Genomic DNA, 20692 nt, shown 5'->3' on the forward strand with positions numbered 1-20692 from the left:
TGCGTTCCAGCACTCCTCACGGTACACCTTCTCCACACATAGAACGCTCTCCTACCATACCTATAAAAGGTATCCACAGCTTCGGTAAATTGTTTTAGCCCCGGTACATTTTCGGCGCAGGGTCACTCGACTAGTGAGCTATTACGCACTCTTTGAATGAATAGCTGCTTCTAAGCTAACATCCTAGTTGTCTGTGCAACCCCACATCCTTTTCCACTTAACAATTATTTTGGGACCTTAGCTGGTGGTCTGGGCTGTTTCCCTTTCGACTACGGATCTTAGCACTCGCAGTCTGACTGCCGACCATAATTCATTGGCATTCGGAGTTTATCTGAGATTGGTAATCCGGGATGGACCCCTCACCCAAACAGTGCTCTACCTCCAAGAATCTTTATGTCGACGCTAGCCCTAAAGCTATTTCGGAGAGAACCAGCTATCTCCAAGTTCGTTTGGAATTTCTCCGCTACCCACAAGTCATCCAAGCACTTTTCAACGTGCCCTGGTTCGGTCCTCCAGTGCGTTTTACCGCACCTTCAACCTGCTCATGGGTAGGTCACATGGTTTCGGGTCTACATCATGATACTAAAGCGCCCTATTCAGACTCGGTTTCCCTACGGCTCCGTCTCTTCAACTTAACCTCGCATCATAACGTAACTCGCCGGTTCATTCTACAAAAGGCACGCTCTCACCCATTAACGGGCTCGAACTTGTTGTAGGCACACGGTTTCAGGTTCTATTTCACTCCCCTCCCGGGGTGCTTTTCACCTTTCCCTCACGGTACTGGTTCACTATCGGTCACTAGGGAGTATTTAGGGTTGGGAGATGGTCCTCCCAGATTCCGACGGGATTTCACGTGTCCCGCCGTACTCAGGATACTGCTAGGTACAGAATCTATTTAAAATACGAGGCTCTTACTCTCTTTGGCTGACTTTCCCAAGTCATTCTTCTATAAATTCTGAGTCCACATTGCAGTCCTACAACCCCGAAGAGTAAACTCTTCGGTTTGCCCTCCTGCCTCTTCGCTCGCCGCTACTAAGGCAATCGCTTTTGCTTTCTCTTCCTGCAGCTACTTAGATGTTTCAGTTCACTGCGTCTTCCTCCTCATTCCCTTAACAGAAATGGGTAACAGGCATCAACCTGTTGGGTTCCCCCATTCGGACACCCCCGGATCAAGTGCTTACTTACAGCTCCCCGAGGCATTTCGTCGTTTGTCACGTCCTTCATCGGCTCCTAGTGCCAAGGCATCCACCGTGCGCCCTTACTAACTTAACCTTATTTTTGACCTTTCAGTCTTAAACTCATTAATTTTTACAGCGTTTTCGGTTTATTTTCTTGTTACTATTTGATATCGGTATTCAATTTTCAATGGACAAGTTCTTTATCTAGTCAAACTAGATAATGGAGCCTAGCGGGATCGAACCGCTGACCTCCTGCGTGCAAAGCAGGCGCTCTCCCAGCTGAGCTAAGGCCCCACATAGCCCTCTCAAAACTAAACAAGACTCAAGTGCATTCCGTGTGTCCTTACGGACTCCTTAGAAAGGAGGTGATCCAGCCGCACCTTCCGATACGGCTACCTTGTTACGACTTCACCCCAATCATCTATCCCACCTTAGGCGGCTGGCTCCTTACGGTTACCTCACCGACTTCGGGTGTTACAAACTCTCGTGGTGTGACGGGCGGTGTGTACAAGGCCCGGGAACGTATTCACCGCGGCGTGCTGATCCGCGATTACTAGCGATTCCGACTTCATGTAGGCGAGTTGCAGCCTACAATCCGAACTGAGACTGGCTTTCAGAGATTAGCTTGCCGTCACCGGCTTGCGACTCGTTGTACCAGCCATTGTAGCACGTGTGTAGCCCAGGTCATAAGGGGCATGATGATTTGACGTCATCCCCACCTTCCTCCGGTTTATTACCGGCAGTCTCGCTAGAGTGCCCAACTCAATGATGGCAACTAACAATAGGGGTTGCGCTCGTTGCGGGACTTAACCCAACATCTCACGACACGAGCTGACGACAACCATGCACCACCTGTCACCTCTGTCCCGAAGGAAAACTCTATCTCTAGAGCGGTCAGAGGGATGTCAAGACCTGGTAAGGTTCTTCGCGTTGCTTCGAATTAAACCACATGCTCCACCGCTTGTGCGGGCCCCCGTCAATTCCTTTGAGTTTCAACCTTGCGGTCGTACTCCCCAGGCGGAGTGCTTAATGCGTTAGCTGCGGCACTAAGCCCCGGAAAGGGCCTAACACCTAGCACTCATCGTTTACGGCGTGGACTACCAGGGTATCTAATCCTGTTTGCTCCCCACGCTTTCGAGCCTCAGCGTCAGTTACAGACCAGAGAGCCGCTTTCGCCACCGGTGTTCCTCCATATATCTACGCATTTCACCGCTACACATGGAATTCCACTCTCCCCTTCTGCACTCAAGTTAAACAGTTTCCAAAGCATACTATGGTTAAGCCACAGCCTTTAACTTCAGACTTATCTAACCGCCTGCGCTCGCTTTACGCCCAATAAATCCGGACAACGCTCGGGACCTACGTATTACCGCGGCTGCTGGCACGTAGTTAGCCGTCCCTTTCTGGTAAGATACCGTCACAGTGTGAACTTTCCACTCTCACACCCGTTCTTCTCTTACAACAGAGCTTTACGATCCGAAAACCTTCTTCACTCACGCGGCGTTGCTCGGTCAGGGTTCCCCCCATTGCCGAAGATTCCCTACTGCTGCCTCCCGTAGGAGTCTGGGCCGTGTCTCAGTCCCAGTGTGGCCGATCACCCTCTCAGGTCGGCTATGTATCGTCGCCTTGGTGAGCCGTTACCTCACCAACTAGCTAATACAACGCAGGTCCATCTGGTAGTGATGCAATTGCATCTTTCAATTAATTATCATGCAATAATCAATTTTATGCGGTATTAGCTATCGTTTCCAATAGTTATCCCCCGCTACCAGGCAGGTTACCTACGCGTTACTCACCCGTTCGCAACTCATCCAAGAAGAGCAAGCTCCTCTCTTCAGCGTTCTACTTGCATGTATTAGGCACGCCGCCAGCGTTCGTCCTGAGCCAGGATCAAACTCTCATTAAAAAGTTTGAGTTCGCACTCATTACTGTCCACTGACAGATTTATTTTCTCGTTTTTTTGACAGGTTACATATCTCTATGTCACCCTGCACTTGGTTCGTCTTGTTCAGTTTTCAAAGGGCTTTGTCTTTCGCGACAACTATATTAGTATATCACCTATACCTACTACCTGTCAATACCTTTTTTGAAAAAAATTAAAAGTTTTCTAGAATTTTTTATTCATCAGAGGCTAGCCTCTATTAAAGAGTGGGAAGATAAGCTTCCTCACCTAGTTGACGAGCTAATAAACCAGCTCTCGCCAGCTGAAGCAAAGTCTTTGTGAATTCATAAATATGATCTGTTTCACTTGCGGTCAACTCTTTTTTAGAAAACTTTCTTCTTAAAGCTTTGTAATCCCGACTTTCCTCCTGAAAGAAGGGAGCGTTTTGTAAATAGGCTTTTACACTTTCCAAATTTTCTAAAATACCAAGATGAAAAGCAGCAGAAGAAAAGGTTCTATCAAAAGGCTGAGTACAGACACTCCGAAACTCTACTGTCCCCCGTGTCGTCAAATCTTGATACTGGTAACTTCTGTGATTCTTGAAGTCTGCTTCCCTTGGAGTCAAGTTTGTTTTTTCGCCTGAAAGGTCATAAGCCTCAATAGTTTTCTGGCTCAAGTATTCATTAGCAGCTATCGGATAGAAATAGTAGGATTGACCATTTCGTTCGGCAGTAAAAAGTGCTGATCTATCAAGATATGCAAAAAATTCATCTTCAGTTTGAAAATCTTTCGAATTAACACCCGCATTTTCCTGTAAAATGCCATGCATCGATTGCTCCCAGAAAATATCTCGAGCGATTTTTGTATTCCAAGAAGAATCTGAAAACTCTGAATTGGCAAAAAGGTATGCCTTAGCAGCTTCAATTTGATTGAAGACATTGATAACAGTTAAATAATTTTCTCTTGAAACATCCAGCTGAACTTGACTCCCACAGATAAAAGCACCATATTCTGGATAATTGTGCAAACCTTCCATGTTCTTTCCCATAGCTAAATACTGCATCAGCATTTCATATCTTGGATACTTAACTGGACTATTATCATTTTCTGACCAGAAAGGATGAATACCTTTACCTTGAATTTCATGGTTTTCTGTGCGAAGAATTGGCTGAATAATGTTCAGATAGTCCTTAAAACGTTCTTCAACTTCTTGAATTCTGCTAGCCTTGGCAAAAGCAAATTCTAAAGTATTGTAAGAGACCTCAAAAAGAATTCTGTCTTCATTTTTAGTCGATTTCAGTTGGATGGGGTTCCCGTCTCTATCAAATCGTTCTGCCTCAAAATCATACTCTTCCAACAGACGCTTCAAGAGATTCTTGGCAACATTTGGATCCGTTGCTCCGCCCTGGCTATTGACAATAGGAAATTCTAACTCAATGCCAATGTAGACAGTTGGATTTTCTTTGATATTCTTTAAATAGCGTTCTTTTAAAATTTGGATTGAATCAGTCATTTTCATTTCCTATAAATTTTTGATAGTGTTAGAGTATTATAACAAAATTTAAGGTATTTTCCTAGCCTCATGCAAAAACGCCTGCTTACGAAATTGTTTTTGCCTTAAAAGCAATTTCGTAAACAAGCGTCTACCTATTATCACCTATATGATGAGTGTTCCCGCTAGGAAAAAATCCTAGCGGTAGACCAGAGCTAGACTAAGAATAGAGCTTCTATTCCATCATCATAACACTCAACAAAGATTGATGATCTTATACTAATTCGATGATTGCCATTGGCGCAGCATCTCCGCGGCGCGGTTCAGTTTTCAGGATACGAGTATATCCACCGTTGCGCTCTGCATAGCGTGGTGCAATCTCAGAGAACAATTTTTGAAGAGCAGTAGTTGTAGTATACTTTTCTGTTGCTTCATCATAGTTTTCTGATGCGATTTCATTGCGTACAAAAGCTGCTGCTTGACGACGAGCGTGCAAGTCTCCACGTTTGCCCAATGTAATCATTTTTTCAACTGTTTTACGGATTTCTTTAGCACGAGCTTCAGTTGTCACGATTGATTCGTTGATTAGCAAATCAGTAGTCAAATCGCGAAGCATTGCTTTACGTTGTGAGCTAGTGCGTCCTAGTTTACGGTAAGCCATGTATTCCTCCTTTATTTATCGTTTTTTAACCCCAGACCGAGATCAGCAAGTTTAACTTTTACTTCTTCCAGACTCTTGCGTCCCAAGTTACGAACTTTCATCATTTCAGGCTCAGATTTTTCTGTCAAATCAAATACAGTATTGATACCTGCACGTTTCAAACAGTTGTATGAGCGAACTGACAAATCTAATTCTTCGATGGTCCGTTCCAAAATGCGGTCATCAGAAGTTTTTTCTGCTTCCTTCATAACGTCTGCAGCGATAGCTACTTCTGTCAAGTTAGTGAAGAGATTCAAATGTTCCGTAAGGATGCGGGCTGAAAGTCCCAAAGCATCTTCAGGAATAATTGTTCCATTCGTTAAAATTTCAAGGGTTAGTTTGTCAAAACCATCGTTGCTACCAACACGAGCTGGTTCAACCTGGTAATTAACTTTTGTCACTGGCGTATAGATAGAATCCACCGCAAGTGTTCCCACTGGTGCATCATCTTTCTTATTTTCATCTGCAGGCACATAACCACGACCGCTGTTGACAGTCATCGTTGCCTTAAAGCTTGCGCCTTCTCCGATTGTAAAGAGATAATGATCAGGGTTTATAATTTCAATATCACTGTCTGTCAAAATATCTCCGGCAGTTACTTCTGCTGGTCCTTCAACATCCAGTTCAATAATCTTTTCGTCTTGGACGTAAGATTTTACAGCAATCCCTTTGACGTTCAGAATAATTTGCATCACGTCTTCACGGACACCGGAAATTGTATCAAACTCGTGCAAAACACCTTCAATATTAATTGAAGTAACAGCAGCACCTGGAAGTGAAGCCAAAAGCACACGGCGAAGAGAATTTCCCAGTGTTGTACCATAGCCACGCTCAAGCGGCTCTACTACAAACTTGCCATAATCTTTATTTTCATCAATTTTTGTTATATTTGGTTTTTCAAACTCAATCATTTGCTATACTCCCTCTTAAACGAAAAGCAGTGTAACGGTTGGTGATTATACACGGCGACGTTTTGGAGGACGAGCACCATTGTGTGGTACAGGAGTCACATCACGAATAGCTGTTACTTCAAGACCAGCGGCAGCAAGAGCACGAATAGCAGACTCACGACCAGAACCTGGACCTTTTACAGTAACTTCAACTGATTTCAGACCGTGTTCCTGTGCAGATTTAGCAGCTGCTTCAGATGCCATTTGGGCAGCAAATGGTGTAGATTTACGAGAACCTTTAAATCCAAGAGCTCCAGCAGATGACCAAGCAATCGCGTTACCATGCACATCAGTAATCATAACAATAGTGTTATTAAATGTAGCGTGAATATGAGCAATACCGGATTCGATATTTTTCTTCACACGACGTTTACGTGTTGGTTTAGCCAAGACTTTTTACCTCCTTATATTATTTTTTCTTACCTGCAATCGCAACAGCTTTACCTTTACGAGTGCGGGCGTTATTTTTAGTGTTTTGTCCACGGACAGGAAGTCCACGACGGTGACGGATTCCACGGTATGAACCGATTTCCATCAAACGTTTGATGTTCAAGTTTACTTCACGACGAAGGTCACCTTCAACTTTAATCGCATCTACTTCACGACGGATAGCGTCTTCTTGTTCGATTGTAAGATCTTTTACACGGATGTCTTCTGAAACTCCAGCAGCTGCCAAGATTTTCTTAGAAGTTGGAAGTCCGATACCGTACACATAAGTCAGTGAAACGACTACACGTTTGTCATTTGGAATGTCAACTCCAGCAATACGAGCCATTTTTTCTCCTTTCTATCTTATCCTTGACGTTGTTTGTGTTTTGGATTTGCTGGGCAAATTACCATAACACGACCATTACGACGAATAACTTTGCAGTATTCGCAAATTGGTTTGACCGATGGTCTTACTTTCATTTTTTCCCTCCAAGTTTTTCGATTATTTAAAGCGGTATGTGATCCGTCCACGTGTCAAATCATAAGGACTCATTTCTACAGTCACACGGTCTCCCGCTAAAATACGAATATAGTTTTTACGAATTTTACCAGAAACTGTTGCTAAAATCTGATGTCCATTTTCAAGTTCAACCGTAAACATTGCATTCGGCATTGTATCAACTACCTTGCCTTCAACCTCAATCACATCGTCTTTTGCCACGCAAAAGTACCTCCATAAATTTCGATTTGATCCCTCTGAGCACAGAGGTAACAATTATAAGTCAGACTAATTCATTGTATCACTACTTGTCAAATATTGCAAGCAGGAAAAACGCTTTTATTTCAAATTTGTCAGCACTTTTTCAATGTCAGAGAAGACATCATCAATATCTTGATTCCCTTGAATATCATGGACCAAACCTTTGCTGCGATAGTGATCAATGATTGGCTGACCTTGAGCGATGTTGACATCCAAACGACGCTTAACTGTCTCAGGCTTGTCATCTTCGCGCTGGTAATAATCCTCTTCCTTATAGTCTGCTGGCGGATTGAAGACCTTGTGGAAGGTTTCGCCTGTTTGACGATGGATAATCCGACCGCTCAAACGCTCCAAGAGACAGTCTGGATTCACTTCAATATTGATTACACCTTCAAGTTCGATACCAAGTTCAGCCAATGTTTTGTCCAAGGCATGTGCTTGCTCAATCGTGCGAGGATAGCCATCCAAGAGGAAGCCTGTTTGCTTAATATCGTCTTGACTCAAACGCTCTTTGACAATACCGTTTGTCACTTGGTCTGGGACCAACTCGCCCTTGTCAATATATGACTTGGCTAAAACGCCCATCTCTGTTTGGTTAGCAATCGCCGCACGGAACATATCTCCAGTCGAAATATGCGCAACATTGAAATGCTCAACGATTTTAGCAGCTTGAGTTCCTTTACCAGCACCTGGTAAGCCCATAATCAAAAGATTCATGATTGGTCTCCTTTTTTGTTTTTAAAGCAATCTATTAAACCGATTAATAAACTCGTTTAAAAACAAAATAGAAGGGGGTGAGTCTACTCTGTCCCCTTTTATTTTGTTTATTTTCGGTTCAAGAAAGGTTATCTAAACAGGCTTCTCATTAGAAAAGCTATTCAAAAATTCCCTTACTCTGAAGTATCCATAAAGCCGACATACTTTCTCTTCAGCAGGTAGCCTTCTAGCTGTTTCATTCCCTCAATACCAGTTGAGATGATGATCAAGAGACTGGTTCCTCCAAGAGCAACGGCATCTGTCAATCCAAATACATCTTTAGCCAAGATAGGCAGGATAGAAATGAAACCTAGGAAGAGAGATCCCACTGTAGCCAAACGACGTAAAAGCTTAGACATGTAGTCTTCTGTTCCTTTACCAGGACGAACACCTGGAATGTAGGCTCCGCTCTTTTGCAGATTTTCTGCTGTCTTCTCTGGATTAATCTGTACAAAAGTATAGAAGAATGTAAAGAGGACAATCAAGAATGCGTACATGAACATACCACTAATGGTCGTTGTTGCCAAAAGTGATTGAGCTGTCTTAACCCAATCTGCGTCATAGCCCATGGCACTGACAACTTGGAAAATCGCTGCCGGTGCAGCTGTAATGGAGCTGGCAAAGATTACAGGAATAACCCCAGCCGGATTGACTTTCAATGGCAGATATGAGCTAGAAGGTGCACCCTTAGCTACTTTCGTATACTGAATTGGAATTTTATATTCAGCCTGCTGTACAAAGGTTGTAAAGTAAATGATAAGCAGGACTGCCACAATCAGAATCCCTACAAAAATGAAAGATGAAGTCAAACGATCACTAGGGATATTGACAAAATAATCTTCATAGATGCCTTTAATCATATCAGGGATTGCAGAGACGATACCCGCAAAGATAATCATGGAAACGCCATTTCCGTAACCCTTATCCGTAATCTGCTCTCCCAGCCAGGTCACAATCATAGAACCCGTTGCTAGAAGAACGCAAATCAAAGCGTAGGTCTGCACATTAGGATTGGCAACCAGATTAGCTCTTGAGAGAGTATCGAAACCAGCGGTAATCCCAATCGCCTGCACAAAGGCCAACACGAGGGCAATATAACGGGTCGCTTGATTCAGCTTCCTCCGTCCTACTTCCCCTTGCTTGCCCCACTCTACAAACTTCGGAAGCAAGTCCATTTGCAGCAACTGAACAACGATAGAAGCTGTGATGTATGGACTGACTCCCAGAGCAAAGACTGAGAAGTTGCGCATGGCGTTACCAGAGACCAAGCTCAGCATATTCAGGAATGGCAAATCATTCAAATTGCTTAAGGCTTTGGCATTAATCCCTGGAACCGTTATGGTTGTACCGATACGGAAAACTAAGATGATAAAAATCGTGAACAGAATCTTAGACCGTACCTGTTTGATTTTAAATGCGTCTTTTAATAGTTTGAAAAACATAGGTCACCTCGCTTAGATGACTTCCACTGAACCACCTTTAGCAGTGATAGCTTCTTCAGCTGATTTAGAGAATTTAGCTGCCTTAACAGTCAATTTCTTTGTCAATTCTCCGTTACCAAGAATCTTGATACCTGATTTTTCAGCTTTTACAATACCTGCTTCGATGAGAACAACTGGTGTTACTTCAGCGCCATCTTCAAAGGCGTTCAGTTGGTCAAGGTTAACAATTGCATATTCTTTGCGGTTGATGTTCAGGAAGCCACGTTTTGGAAGACGACGGAACAATGGAGTTTGTCCACCTTCAAAACCAAGGCGAACGCCGCCACCGCTACGAGCTTTTTGACCTTTTTGACCACGGCCAGATGTTTTACCGTTACCAGATGATGTACCACGACCAACACGGTTGCGGACTTTACGAGAACCTGCAGCAGGTTGTAATTCATGAAGTTTCATTATATTATTTCTCCTCTTTTGTAAAATGCTAGCGCTCATATAGGAGAAAAGGTGTCTCCTATATAAACTCGCCTATACATATATTTAGTTTTAGGGGCTGAGAAAATCCCATCCCCTAATGTATTTTGAATTTAAAGTTGTTAAACCAGCAAAGCTTATTTAACTTCTTCAACAGTTACCAAGTGTGATACTGCAGTAATCATACCGCGTACTGCTGGATTATCTTCTTTGATAACTGAGCTGTTCAATTTGCCAAGTCCAAGTGCTACAACAGTTTTACGTTGTGACGGAATGCGTCCGATTGGAGACTTAGTCAAAGTAATTTTAATTTGAGCCATGTTATCCCCTTTCTTATGCCAAGTCAGAAACTGAAATACCACGAAGGGCAGCAACTTCTTCAGCGCGTTTTAATTGTTTCAAACCTTCAACAGTTGCGCGAACGATGTTGATTGGAGTGTTAGAGCCAAGAGATTTAGATGTAACATCTGCTACACCTGCCAACTCGATGACGGCACGAACCGCACCACCAGCAGCAACTCCAGAACCCTCAACAGCTGGCTTAAGCAATACTTTCGCTCCGCCAAATTCTGAAAGAACTTCGTGAGGAATTGTTGTGCCAACCATTGGTACTTCAATCAAATTCTTCTTCGCATCTTCAACTGCCTTGCGGATTGCTTCTGGTACTTCTTGAGCTTTACCAGTACCGAAGCCAACACGACCATTGCGATCACCAACAACTACAAGAGCTGCAAAGCGAAGACGACGTCCACCTTTAACAACTTTTGTAACACGGTTGATGGCAACTAAACGTTCTTCAAGTTCAACTGCGTTGTCTTTAAATGCCATTTTCTAGTGTCCTCCTCTTAGAATTTCAATCCGTTTTCACGAGCTGCATCAGCCAAAGCTTTTACACGTCCGTGATAGAGATATCCACCGCGGTCGAAGACGACTTCAGAAATACCTTTAGCAACTGCACGTTCAGCAACGAGCTTACCAACAACAACGGCTTGTTCTGTTTTAGTTCCTTTTGAAACTTCTTTGTCAAGAGTTGAAGCGCTTGCGAGCGTTACACCCGCTACGTCATCAATCACTTGAGCGTAGATGCCTGTATTAGAACGGAATACGTTCAAACGTGGGCGATCAGCAGTTCCAGAGAGTTTTCCGCGAACGCGACGGTGGCGTTTTTGGCGGATTTTATTTTTATCTGGTTTCGTAATCACAATTTTCACCTCTTAATTTTAATCTTGTGCTTATGCACAACGTTGGGAAACAGCTTGTTTGGCTGAAAAAATCAGCCAGACAAGATTATTTACCAGTTTTACCTTCTTTACGGCGAACGAATTCACCAACGTAGCGGATACCTTTACCTTTGTATGGTTCTGGAGCACGCAGGCTACGTACGTAAGCTGCAGTTTGTCCAACTACTTCTTTTGAAATTCCGCTGACAACGATAGTCGTTGGGTTTGGAAGTTCAAAAGTGATGCCTTCTGGTGCTTCTACTTCGTCTGGATGAGATTTACCAACTGAAAGTACAAGCTTTTTGCCTTGAAGTTGAGCACGGTAACCAACACCACGCATTTCAAGTTCTTTCTTGAATCCTTCTGATACACCAACAACCATGTTGTTCAAAAGGGCACGAGTAGTTCCGTGGATTGTTTTCATTTCTTTTGAATCGTTTGGACGGTGAAGAGTAACTTCAGTCCCTTCCACACGGATTTCAATATCTTTTGAGAACTCACGAGTCAGTTCTCCTTTAGGTCCTTTTACAGTTACAACGTTGTCTTTGTTGCTAAGTTCAACACCAGCAGGCAACACAATAACTTTATTACCAATACGTGACATGTATATATTCTCCTGTTAGATTGTCAGGCCGCAAGCGACCAGTTTTCACGGGGGGTAAATCGATTTCTCAATTTAAAGGAAAATTTAGGTCTCAATTTCAAAGTGAATCAAGGCATCGTCTCGCGGGCACAACTCTGAGTTAGGCAAGAGACGATAACGAAGAGTCACAAAGAAATTGGGAGCTAAATATTACCAAACGTAAGCGATAACCTCACCACCAACATTCTTTTGGCGTGCTTCTTTATCAGTCAGCAAGCCTTCAGATGTTGAAAGGATAGCAATTCCAAGTCCGTTCAGAACTTTTGGAAGATCTTCGCGTTTCTTGTAAACACGCAGACCTGGTTTTGAAACGCGTTTCAAACCAGTGATAACTTTTTCACCATTTTGTCCGTATTTAAGGAATACACGGATGATGCCTTGTTTGTCATCTTCGATGATTTCAACGTTTTTTACAAAACCTTCACGCTTCAGGATTTCAGCAATCCCTTTTTTGATGTTTGATGCAGGCACTTCAAGCACTTCGTGGTTTGCTTGGTTAGCATTACGGATACGTGTCAGAAAGTCTGCAATTGGGTCAGTCATAACCATTTTATATTTCTCCTCTTACTAGTAGTTTGCAAGCTGCACTTGCTAGTTAATACATGATACAAAGAGCGTAACAGCACAAGCAAAAATAGACAATTTAATGTAGGAGCGATGCTCCAAAGCAAATTGGTCTTTTTTGCCAAAGCTGTAGCTCGTGTTCAAATTGGTAAGCCCAACTGAACCCGGGCTAAACTCTGTGTGAAAAAGACAAACTTTCCTAGAAACTGTAGTTTCTTCGTCAAGTTTCCTATTTTCACTTGGAGTTTTGACGCCCTTGATATCTTAAATTACCAAGATGCTTTGGTAACGCCAGGGATTTGTCCTTTGTATGCTAATTCACGGAAGCAAACACGGCAAAGTTTAAACTTGCGGTAAACGGAATGTGGACGGCCACATTTTTCACAACGAGTATAAGCTTGCGTAGAGAACTTAGCTGGGCGTTTGTTCTTAGCAATCATTGATTTTTTAGCCATTTGTTTTACCTCCTATATTATTTTGCAAAAGGCATTCCAAGGCCTGTAAGCAATTCGCGTGACTCTTCGTCAGTGTTAGCAGTTGTTACGATAACGATGTCAAGACCGCGAGTCTTATCAACGTCATCAAAGTTGATTTCTGGGAAGATCAATTGTTCTTTCACACCAAGCGTGTAGTTTCCGCGTCCATCAAAAGATTTTGTTGGAACACCGTGGAAGTCACGAACACGTGGAAGAGAAACTGAAACCAATTTATCCAAGAATTCATACATACGTTCGCCACGAAGGGTTACTTTAGCACCGATCGCTACACCTTCACGAAGACGGAAGCCGGCGATTGATTTTTTAGCTTTAGTGATAAGTGGTTTTTGACCTGAGATAAGAGCCAATTCTTCAGCAGCTTTTTCAAGGTTTTTAGCGTTTGATACAGCGTCACCGACACCCATGTTCAAAACGATTTTATCCACTTTTGGCACAGCCATAACAGATGAGTAGTTGAACTTTTCAGTCAAAGCAGGAACTACTTCTTTAAGATATTTTTCTTTTAAACGATTTGCCATTATACTTCTCCTTTCCTTCGTGATTAGTCAAGCACTTCGCCTGATTTTTTATTGTAACGAACTTTTTTGCCGTCTACAAACTTGTAGCCAACACGTCCTGCAACACCATTCTTGTCAAGCACTTGAACGTTTGACACATGGATTGGTGCTTCTTTTTCCACGATAGCACCTTGAGGGTTTTCGTTATTTGGCTTTTGGTGTTTCTTAACGATGTTTACACCTTCAACAACAACTTTGTTTACTTTTGGAAGAGCTGTAACAACAAGTGCTTCAACACCCTTGTCTTTACCAGCAATTACGCGAACTTTGTCGCCTTTTTTTACAAACATTTATTTCTCCTCTTAATTCTTACGCCCATAGGGGCACCCTGACTTTTGCCAGGGGACTGTGTTTGTTAATTTCGATTAAAGTACTTCTGGAGCCAATGATACGATCTTCATAAAGCCACCGTCACGCAATTCGCGAGCAACTGGGCCGAAGATACGAGTTCCGCGAGGAGTTTTGTCTTCACGGATGATGACTGCAGCGTTTTCGTCAAATTTGATGTATGAACCATCTTTACGACGAGCACCTGATTTAGTACGAACGATAACAGCTTTTACAACGTCACCTTTCTTAACCGCACCACCAGGAGTAGCTTGTTTTACAGACGCAACGATTACATCACCGATGTTAGCGAACTTACGTCCTGAGCCACCAAGAACTTTGATTGTCAAGATTTCGCGAGCGCCGCTGTTGTCGGCAACTTTCAAACGAGTTTCTGTTTGAATCATTTAAGTTTTCTCCTTTCTGGTTTGATTAGATGATAACCGCTTCTTCAACGACTTCTACAAGACGGAAGCGTTTTGTAGCTGAAAGCGGACGAGTTTCCATGATACGAACGATATCGCCTTCTTTGGCAACATTGTTTTCGTCATGTGCTTTGTACTTCTTAGAGTAGTTAATACGTTTACCATAGACTGGGTGGTTACGTTTAGTTTCAACTACAACTGTGATTGTTTTGTCCATTTTGTCAGAAACAACGCGTCCGACAAGAACTTTACGATTATTGCGTTCCATTGAAATTCTCCTTCCCTAGTCTATTATTTAACTTCTGATTGAACAGTTTTGATACGAGCGATTTGTTTTTTCACTTCTTTCAGGCGAGCTGTCTGCTCCAATTGGCCAGCAGCTGCTTGGAAACGAAGATCAAACAATTCTTTCTTCAATTCATTTTCACGCTTCGCGAGTTCTTCTTGAGAAAGACCACGAAGTTCTTTAACAAATTCTTTTACTTCATTAAGTTTCATGCCTTCTCCTTATTCTGCTTCACGTTTTACGAATTTACATTTAACTGGAAGTTTGTGGCTTGCAAGGCGAAGCGCTTCGCGAGCGATTTCTTCTGAAACGCCAGCAACTTCAAACATGACTTTGCCACGCTTAACTGGTGCAACCCATCCTTCTGGAGCACCTTTACCAGATCCCATCCGTACACCGATAGCTTTTGCAGTGTATGATTTGTGTGGGAAGATTTTAATCCAAACTTTACCACCACGTTTCATGTAACGAGTCATAGCGATACGGGCAGCTTCGATTTGGCGGTTAGTGATCCAGTGGCTAGTAGTTGCTTGAAGACCGTATTCTCCAAATGCTACTTCTTTTCCGCCTTTAGCTTCACCGCGCATTTTTCCACGGAATTCGCGACGGTGTTTAACACGTTTAGGTACTAACATTGGTTATTTACCTCCTTTAGTGTTTTTACGAGCTGGAAGGACTTCTCCACGGTAGATCCAGACTTTAACACCCAGTTTACCGTAAGTAGTATCAGCTTCTTCCCAAGCGTAATCGATATCCGCACGAAGAGTGTGAAGCGGAACAGTTCCCTCAGAGTAACCTTCGCTGCGGGCAATATCCGCACCATTCAAACGACCTGATACTTGAGTTTTGATTCCTTTAGCTCCTGCACGCATTGTACGTTGGATAGCTTGTTTTTGAGCACGACGGAAAGCAACACGCTGCTCAAGCTGGCGAGCAATTCCTTCACCAACCAGATGCGCATCCAAGTCAGGACGCTTGATTTCGATGATGTTGATGTGGACTTGTTTTCCAGTCAATTTGTTGAGTTTTGCACGAAGTGCATCAACGTTTGCTCCGCCTTTACCGATAACCATACCTGGTTTAGCAGTGTGAAGAGAAACGTTTACTTTGTTTACTGCGCGTTCAATTTCAATAGTTGAAATCGCTGCGTCAGCCAATTCTTTTTGAACGAATTTACGGATTGCAAGATCTTCATGAAGGTAATCCGCGTATTCTTTTTCAGCATACCATTTGGCATCCCAATCACGGATGATGCCGACACGCATACCAATTGGATGTACTTTTTGACCCACGATGTTACCTCCTTATTTTTCTGCAACGACCACAGTGATGTGGCTTGTGCGTTTGTTGATTGGTGAAGCTGAACCTTTAGCGCGCGGACGGAAACGTTTCATAGTTGGTCCTTCGTTTGCGAAAGCTTCAGATACTACCAAGTTTGCTTTTTCCAAACCAAAGTTGTTTTCAGCATTAGCGATTGCAGAGTTCAAAACTTTTTCGATAATGCCAGCAGCTTTGTTTGGAGTGAATTTCAAGATTGCGATTGCGTCAGCGACGTTTTTACCACGAATATTGTCAAGAACCAGACGAGATTTACGAGGTGAAACACGCACTGTACGAGCCATTGCTTTAGCTGAAGTAATTTCTGCCATTTATGTTCTCCTTATTTTCTACGTGTTTTCTTGTCGTCTGCAGCGTGACCCTTGTAAGTACGAGTTGGCGCAAATTCACCAAGCTTGTGACCTACCATGTCTTCCTGGATGTAAACAGGCACGTGTTTACGTCCGTCATAAACTGCGATTGTGTAACCAATGAAACTTGGGAAGATCGTTGAACGACGTGACCAAGTTTTGATGACTTTTTTCTTTTCGTCGTTAGCTTGAGCTTCAACTTTCTTCATCAGATGCTCATCGACGAAAGGTCCTTTTTTAAGACTGCGTCCCATTTTATATTTTCTCCTTTAAATAAGTACCACAGCGGCCTGCGCTGACTAAGCAGCGCTACCGAGCTGGCGGATAGATTGTTTTAAATTATTTCTCGTTGCGACGACGAACGATAAGTTTGTCAGATTTCGCTTTTTTATTACGAGTTTTAAGTCCAAGAGCAGGTTTGCCCCATGGAGTAGATGGCGCTTTACGACCAACTGGTGCTTTACCTTCACCACCACCGTGTGGGTGATCGTTAGGGTTCATTACAGAACCGCGAACTGTTGGGCGGATACCTTTCCAACGGCTACGTCCTGCTTTACCAAGGTTTACAAGTCCATGTTGTTCGTTTCCGACAACACCAACTGTAGCGCGGCAAGTACCAAGAATCATACGAACTTCGCCTGATTGAAGACGAACAAGAGTGTACTTACCTTCTTGACCCAATACTTGAGCAGAAGCTCCAGCAGCACGAACCAATTCTCCACCGCGGCCTGGTTTCAACTCAATGTTGTGAACCAAAGTACCAACTGGGATGTTAGCAAGCGGAAGAGCGTTTCCGACTTTGATATCTGCTTCAGGACCTGAAACGATACGTTGACCAACTTCAAGACCTTTAGGAGCGATGATATAAGCCTTCACACCGTCAGTGTAGTGAACCAAAGCGATGTTTGCTGAACGATTTGGATCATACTCAATTGTTTTTACAACTGCTTCAACAGCGTCTTTGTTACGCTTGAAGTCAATCAAACGGTAGTGACGCTTGTGACCGCCACCTTGGTGACGAACAGTGATGCGACCGTTGTTATTACGACCAGCCTTGCTCTTCAAAGAAACAAGCAAAGATTTTTCTGGAGTGCTGGTAGTGATTTCAGCGAAATCCAAAGAAGTCATATTACGGCGACCGTTTGTTGTTGGTTTATAAACACGAATTCCCACGATATTTCCTCCTTAGATTATTCTTCTTCTGCACCGAACAACTCGATTGCTTTAGAATCAGCTGTCAGTGTTACGATAGCTTTTTTAGTTTTGTTTGTAAAACCAGTGTAACGTCCAACGCGTTTTGCTTTTGGTTTTACATTGATAGTGTTAACGTTAGCAACCTTAACTCCTTCAAAAGCAGCTTCAACAGCTTGCTTGATCAAGAGCTTGTGAGCGCGAGTGTCCACTTCAAATACGTATTTGCCTGCTTCGTACTGAGCCATTGAGCCTTCAGTGATAACAGGTTTTTTGATTACGTCGTACAAATTCATTATGCAAGAACCTCCTCAATTTTAGAGATAGCTGCCTGAGTAACCAGAAGTTTATCGCTGTTTACGATGTCCAGAACGCTTGCAGTTGTTGCAGTTGCAACTTTCACGTTTGGAAGGTTGCGAGCTGAAAGTGCAGCGAATTCGTTTCCTTCTTCAAGGATAACAAGGACTTTCGTATCGATGCTCAGTGCAGCAAGCACTTTTGCAAACTCAGCAGTTTTTGGAGCTGTAAATGAAAGGCTGTCTACAGCTACGAATTTGTTTTCAGCAACTTTTTCAGAGTAAACTGATTTCAATGCCAATCTACGAACTTTACGTGGAAGTTTGTAAGCATATGAACGAGGAGTTGGACCGAATACGATACCACCACCACGCCATTGTGGAGAGCGGATAGAACCTTGACGAGCACGTCCAGTTCCTTTTTGACGCCATGGTTTGCGTCCGCCGCCTGATACTGCAGAACGGTTTTTAACAGCGTGAGTTCCTTGACGAAGGCTAGCGCGTTGGCTGATGATAACATCAAAGACAACTGATTCATTTGGTTCAATACCAAAGACCGCATCGTTCAGAACTACTTCACCAGCTTCTTTACCAGTTTGGTCAAATAATTTTACGTTTGCCATTGTGACTGATTTCCCCTTTCTTTATTATTTACCAGCTTTAACTGCTGACTTGATAGTGATAAGAGATTTCTTAGCACCTGGTACGTTACCTTTAATCAGGATAACGTTCTTCTCTGGAACAACCTGTACGATTTCAAGGTTTTGAATCGTTACACGGTTGCCACCCATACGTCCAGCCAAGCGTTTGTTTTTGAACACGCGGTTTGGCGCAACTGGTCCCATTGAACCAGGACGACGGTGGTAGCGTGAACCGTGAGCCATTGGACCACGAGATTGGCCGTGGCGCTTGATAACACCTTGGAAACCTTTACCTTTTGAGGTTCCTGTTACATCAACAACATCACCAGCTTCGAATGTATCGACAGTGATTTCTGCTCCTACTTCCAAGCCTTCAATGTTTTTGAATTCACGAATGAAGCGCTTAGGAGCTGTGTTAGCTTTCGCTACATGGCCTTTGGCAGGTTTGTTGCTCAATACGTCACGAAGGTCATCAAAACCAACTTGAACTGCGTTGTAACCATCTGTTTCAACTGTTTTAACTTGAAGAACAACGTTTGGAGCTGCTTCAACAACAGTTACAGGGATTAATTCGCCAGCTTCAGTGAAGATTTGAGTCATTCCCACTTTTTTCCCTAAGATTCCTTTTGTCATGAGAAAATGTTTCCTTTTCTATAATTTTTTTCAAAAAGTTTTTAACGAGCGTTTTTCATGCTCTGGTTTAGATCAAACTTTAGATTAAAGTTTAATCTCTACGTTCACACCACTTGGAAGATCCAATTTCATCAAAGCGTCAACTGTTTTTTGAGTTGGGTTGATGATATCGATCAAGCGTTTGTGAGTACGCATTTCAAATTGTTCGCGAGAGTCTTTGTATTTGTGAGTCGCACGAATGATTGTGTAGAGGCTGCGCTCAGTTGGAAGTGGGATTGGACCCGCAACTTCAGCACCAGTACGAGTAGCAGTTTCTACGATTTTTGCAGCCGCTGTGTCAAGTGTACGATGTTCGTAAGCTTTCAAACGGATGCGGATTTTTTTGTTTGCCATCTTTTTCTCCTTTTCGTCTATTTAAGATAATAGGCTAGCTCCACAAGAAAACCGACAGGCGATTGCGTGGCAATGCAACCGAGCGTGTCGCAACCTCTTGCATCAAAGCTACACACTGTATTTTTACAGCACCATAGTATCTTAACACAAAGAACCAGTCATTGCAAGGGATTTGAGTAATTTTTTAAAGATTTTTAGGATAATTTTTTATGAAAGAGTTTTCTTTATTAATAACTATACTTTGTTCTTCAATTCAACTCGAAAAGTTCAGCTTATAATGGAAGTAATCACGGTTAAGATATAGAAAAAAGCTGCTTTGAAAGCAACTTTATAGATTTTATTCCAGATTGATTTCTCTTAGAATTTCTTCCAAGTTAAACTATCCATATCTAAACGGTCAGCTTGGCTAAGACCAAATTGGCTTTCCCCAGCATCGGCAGTCTTTGTGAAATCAATTTGCTGAAGGGTTTCGAGTTCCTGATTCTGGTTAGACAGCTGATATAGAGTTGCTTGACCGTTTCCGCTTCCGGAATGCCAGTGAGAGCTTAAGACACGGCCATCTCGGTAAACAAAGAGAGTTACCCTAGAACCTCCGACACTAGCTGCATGCGACTCTCCCAACAAGGCTGGCTCCTGACTTTTGAGGTAATAAAGAGATACTAAGTGGTAAGGTTTTTCTCCAAACTTAGCTCCAACCAAGAGCTCCTTTTGCCCATCACCATTGAGGTCGTGAAAACTATAGGCAAGAGCATCTGGCTGCGCTAATATATTATCTACCGTCCAGTATTCTAGAGGGAAGTGCAGCTGATTTCGAAGATTTTCTGCCACTTGAGTATCAGAGCTGTTGCTCGACAAAAGCAAACGATAGTCTTCAAAAACCTTTTGGTAAGATTCCTCATCAGACTTTACCGGTTTTTCTTGGCTGCTGGAAGAGCTTGCTTCACTAGAAGAACTAGCTTGGCTAGATGATACAGATTGGCTTTGGCTAGCAGAAGTTTTAGGCTTTTCTACTGCCTTTTGCTGACTGCAACCTTGCAGAATCAAAACTAGAGCAGTTGCCAAAATAGCCTTTGCACTTATTCTTTTCATGTTATACTCCTTGATTTTTATATATTCAACGTAATTAACTCAAAAAAATGATGTTTCTGGCAAAATAACAAAACACTCTATCTATTTTACCATATAGACTCTGCCCTGAATAGAAAGAAAAAGAAAAATCTCACTGACGCACATCAGTGAGATTAGAAACGAAAATTTACCCTTGGCTACTT

The 20692-nt window shown here is 42.8% G+C and carries 31 protein-coding genes, 1 tRNA gene and 2 rRNA genes (1 of these 34 running past the window's edge); all 34 read right to left on the reverse strand.

The window, feature by feature from the left end; all coding sequences use genetic code 11:
- Positions 1–1272 (reverse strand): 23S ribosomal RNA (locus J1C86_RS10870); it reaches 1629 nt to the left of the window's first position.
- Positions 1273–1399: 127 nt separating this feature from the next.
- Positions 1400–1472, reverse strand: a tRNA-Ala gene (locus J1C86_RS10875).
- 64 nt (positions 1473–1536) lie between these two features.
- Positions 1537–3084 (reverse strand): 16S ribosomal RNA (locus J1C86_RS10880).
- The 16S and 23S rRNA genes sit together here with 1 tRNA gene alongside, the layout of an rRNA operon.
- 235 nt (positions 3085–3319) lie before the next feature.
- The gene (locus J1C86_RS10885) at positions 3320–4579 is read right to left on the reverse strand and encodes a gamma-glutamylcysteine synthetase (RefSeq protein WP_125407866.1); all 1260 of its coding nucleotides are present in this window, start codon (positions 4577–4579) and stop codon (positions 3320–3322) included.
- 247 nt (positions 4580–4826) lie between these two features.
- Positions 4827–5213, reverse strand: coding sequence for a 50S ribosomal protein L17 (rplQ, locus tag J1C86_RS10890; protein ID WP_002894521.1), 387 nt, complete (start codon positions 5211–5213; stop codon positions 4827–4829).
- Between the two features lie 11 nt (positions 5214–5224).
- Positions 5225–6163: a DNA-directed RNA polymerase subunit alpha gene (locus J1C86_RS10895; protein WP_002894519.1), complete on the reverse strand. Its 939-nt coding sequence runs from the start codon at positions 6161–6163 to the stop codon at positions 5225–5227.
- Positions 6164–6208: 45 nt separating this feature from the next.
- Positions 6209–6592, reverse strand: coding sequence for a 30S ribosomal protein S11 (rpsK, locus tag J1C86_RS10900; RefSeq protein WP_001118385.1), 384 nt, complete (start codon positions 6590–6592; stop codon positions 6209–6211).
- Positions 6593–6611: 19 nt separating this feature from the next.
- Positions 6612–6977: a 30S ribosomal protein S13 gene (gene rpsM, locus J1C86_RS10905; RefSeq protein WP_002894516.1), complete on the reverse strand. Its 366-nt coding sequence runs from the start codon at positions 6975–6977 to the stop codon at positions 6612–6614.
- A gap of 17 nt (positions 6978–6994) precedes the next feature.
- Positions 6995–7111, reverse strand: coding sequence for a 50S ribosomal protein L36 (rpmJ, locus tag J1C86_RS10910; protein ID WP_001808836.1), 117 nt, complete (start codon positions 7109–7111; stop codon positions 6995–6997).
- Positions 7112–7133: 22 nt separating this feature from the next.
- Positions 7134–7352 carry a translation initiation factor IF-1 gene (gene infA, locus J1C86_RS10915; RefSeq protein WP_001029883.1) on the reverse strand — a complete coding sequence of 73 codons (219 nt, stop codon included), beginning with the start codon at positions 7350–7352 and terminating at the stop codon, positions 7134–7136.
- 117 nt (positions 7353–7469) lie between these two features.
- Positions 7470–8108: an adenylate kinase gene (locus tag J1C86_RS10920; protein ID WP_125407868.1), complete on the reverse strand. Its 639-nt coding sequence runs from the start codon at positions 8106–8108 to the stop codon at positions 7470–7472.
- 173 nt (positions 8109–8281) lie between these two features.
- Positions 8282–9589, reverse strand: coding sequence for a preprotein translocase subunit SecY (secY, locus tag J1C86_RS10925; RefSeq protein ID WP_125407870.1), 1308 nt, complete (start codon positions 9587–9589; stop codon positions 8282–8284).
- Between the two features lie 12 nt (positions 9590–9601).
- The gene (rplO, locus tag J1C86_RS10930; RefSeq protein ID WP_002901833.1) at positions 9602–10042 is read right to left on the reverse strand and encodes a 50S ribosomal protein L15; all 441 of its coding nucleotides are present in this window, start codon (positions 10040–10042) and stop codon (positions 9602–9604) included.
- A gap of 155 nt (positions 10043–10197) precedes the next feature.
- A complete protein-coding gene (gene rpmD / locus J1C86_RS10935; RefSeq protein ID WP_002894509.1) occupies positions 10198–10380 on the reverse strand; it encodes a 50S ribosomal protein L30 in 183 nt (60 codons plus the stop codon).
- 13 nt (positions 10381–10393) lie between these two features.
- On the reverse strand, positions 10394–10888 hold the full coding sequence (gene rpsE, locus J1C86_RS10940; RefSeq protein ID WP_002894506.1) for a 30S ribosomal protein S5: 495 nt from the start codon (positions 10886–10888) through the stop codon (positions 10394–10396).
- 17 nt (positions 10889–10905) lie between these two features.
- Entirely contained in the window at positions 10906–11262 is a 357-nt protein-coding gene (gene rplR / locus J1C86_RS10945; protein WP_009659213.1) for a 50S ribosomal protein L18, read from the reverse strand.
- Positions 11263–11347: 85 nt separating this feature from the next.
- Entirely contained in the window at positions 11348–11884 is a 537-nt protein-coding gene (gene rplF, locus J1C86_RS10950) for a 50S ribosomal protein L6 (RefSeq protein ID WP_125407872.1), read from the reverse strand.
- Positions 11885–12073: 189 nt separating this feature from the next.
- Positions 12074–12472 (reverse strand): 30S ribosomal protein S8, encoded by a 399-nt coding sequence (gene rpsH, locus J1C86_RS10955; protein WP_002899666.1) that lies wholly within the window; start codon positions 12470–12472, stop codon positions 12074–12076.
- A gap of 284 nt (positions 12473–12756) precedes the next feature.
- The gene (locus tag J1C86_RS10960; protein WP_001085697.1) at positions 12757–12942 is read right to left on the reverse strand and encodes a type Z 30S ribosomal protein S14; all 186 of its coding nucleotides are present in this window, start codon (positions 12940–12942) and stop codon (positions 12757–12759) included.
- Between the two features lie 17 nt (positions 12943–12959).
- Positions 12960–13502, reverse strand: coding sequence for a 50S ribosomal protein L5 (gene rplE, locus J1C86_RS10965; RefSeq protein WP_002894499.1), 543 nt, complete (start codon positions 13500–13502; stop codon positions 12960–12962).
- A gap of 23 nt (positions 13503–13525) precedes the next feature.
- Complete coding sequence (rplX, locus tag J1C86_RS10970; RefSeq protein ID WP_002894497.1) at positions 13526–13831, reverse strand: 50S ribosomal protein L24; 306 nt, start codon at positions 13829–13831, stop codon at positions 13526–13528.
- A 75-nt stretch (positions 13832–13906) separates the two neighbouring features.
- Positions 13907–14275, reverse strand: coding sequence for a 50S ribosomal protein L14 (gene rplN, locus J1C86_RS10975; RefSeq protein ID WP_002894494.1), 369 nt, complete (start codon positions 14273–14275; stop codon positions 13907–13909).
- 25 nt (positions 14276–14300) lie between these two features.
- A complete protein-coding gene (gene rpsQ / locus J1C86_RS10980; protein ID WP_000440801.1) occupies positions 14301–14561 on the reverse strand; it encodes a 30S ribosomal protein S17 in 261 nt (86 codons plus the stop codon).
- Between the two features lie 23 nt (positions 14562–14584).
- Positions 14585–14791, reverse strand: a complete 207-nt coding sequence (gene rpmC, locus J1C86_RS10985; RefSeq protein ID WP_002894488.1) for a 50S ribosomal protein L29 — start codon at positions 14789–14791, stop codon at positions 14585–14587.
- Positions 14792–14800: 9 nt separating this feature from the next.
- Entirely contained in the window at positions 14801–15214 is a 414-nt protein-coding gene (gene rplP / locus J1C86_RS10990) for a 50S ribosomal protein L16 (RefSeq protein WP_000960948.1), read from the reverse strand.
- A gap of 3 nt (positions 15215–15217) precedes the next feature.
- Positions 15218–15871 (reverse strand): 30S ribosomal protein S3, encoded by a 654-nt coding sequence (gene rpsC / locus J1C86_RS10995; protein WP_002894486.1) that lies wholly within the window; start codon positions 15869–15871, stop codon positions 15218–15220.
- A gap of 12 nt (positions 15872–15883) precedes the next feature.
- Entirely contained in the window at positions 15884–16228 is a 345-nt protein-coding gene (gene rplV / locus J1C86_RS11000; protein WP_002894484.1) for a 50S ribosomal protein L22, read from the reverse strand.
- A gap of 11 nt (positions 16229–16239) precedes the next feature.
- On the reverse strand, positions 16240–16521 hold the full coding sequence (gene rpsS, locus J1C86_RS11005; RefSeq protein ID WP_000533766.1) for a 30S ribosomal protein S19: 282 nt from the start codon (positions 16519–16521) through the stop codon (positions 16240–16242).
- An 85-nt stretch (positions 16522–16606) separates the two neighbouring features.
- On the reverse strand, positions 16607–17440 hold the full coding sequence (rplB, locus tag J1C86_RS11010) for a 50S ribosomal protein L2 (protein WP_002894482.1): 834 nt from the start codon (positions 17438–17440) through the stop codon (positions 16607–16609).
- 17 nt (positions 17441–17457) lie between these two features.
- Positions 17458–17754 carry a 50S ribosomal protein L23 gene (locus tag J1C86_RS11015; protein WP_002894481.1) on the reverse strand — a complete coding sequence of 99 codons (297 nt, stop codon included), beginning with the start codon at positions 17752–17754 and terminating at the stop codon, positions 17458–17460.
- Positions 17754–18377: a 50S ribosomal protein L4 gene (gene rplD / locus J1C86_RS11020; RefSeq protein ID WP_002894480.1), complete on the reverse strand. Its 624-nt coding sequence runs from the start codon at positions 18375–18377 to the stop codon at positions 17754–17756. Before rplD ends, J1C86_RS11015 begins: the two co-directional genes overlap by 1 nt.
- Before the next feature lie 24 nt (positions 18378–18401).
- Positions 18402–19028: a 50S ribosomal protein L3 gene (gene rplC, locus J1C86_RS11025; RefSeq protein ID WP_002894479.1), complete on the reverse strand. Its 627-nt coding sequence runs from the start codon at positions 19026–19028 to the stop codon at positions 18402–18404.
- Positions 19029–19112: 84 nt separating this feature from the next.
- Positions 19113–19421: a 30S ribosomal protein S10 gene (gene rpsJ / locus J1C86_RS11030; protein WP_002894478.1), complete on the reverse strand. Its 309-nt coding sequence runs from the start codon at positions 19419–19421 to the stop codon at positions 19113–19115.
- A 357-nt stretch (positions 19422–19778) separates the two neighbouring features.
- Positions 19779–20510, reverse strand: coding sequence for a hypothetical protein (locus J1C86_RS11035; RefSeq protein ID WP_125407874.1), 732 nt, complete (start codon positions 20508–20510; stop codon positions 19779–19781).
- Positions 20511–20692 lie beyond the last annotated feature (182 nt).

Origin of the sequence: Streptococcus sanguinis, assembly GCF_050220005.1 — a bacterium.
Lineage (GTDB): Bacteria > Bacillota > Bacilli > Lactobacillales > Streptococcaceae > Streptococcus > Streptococcus sanguinis_Z.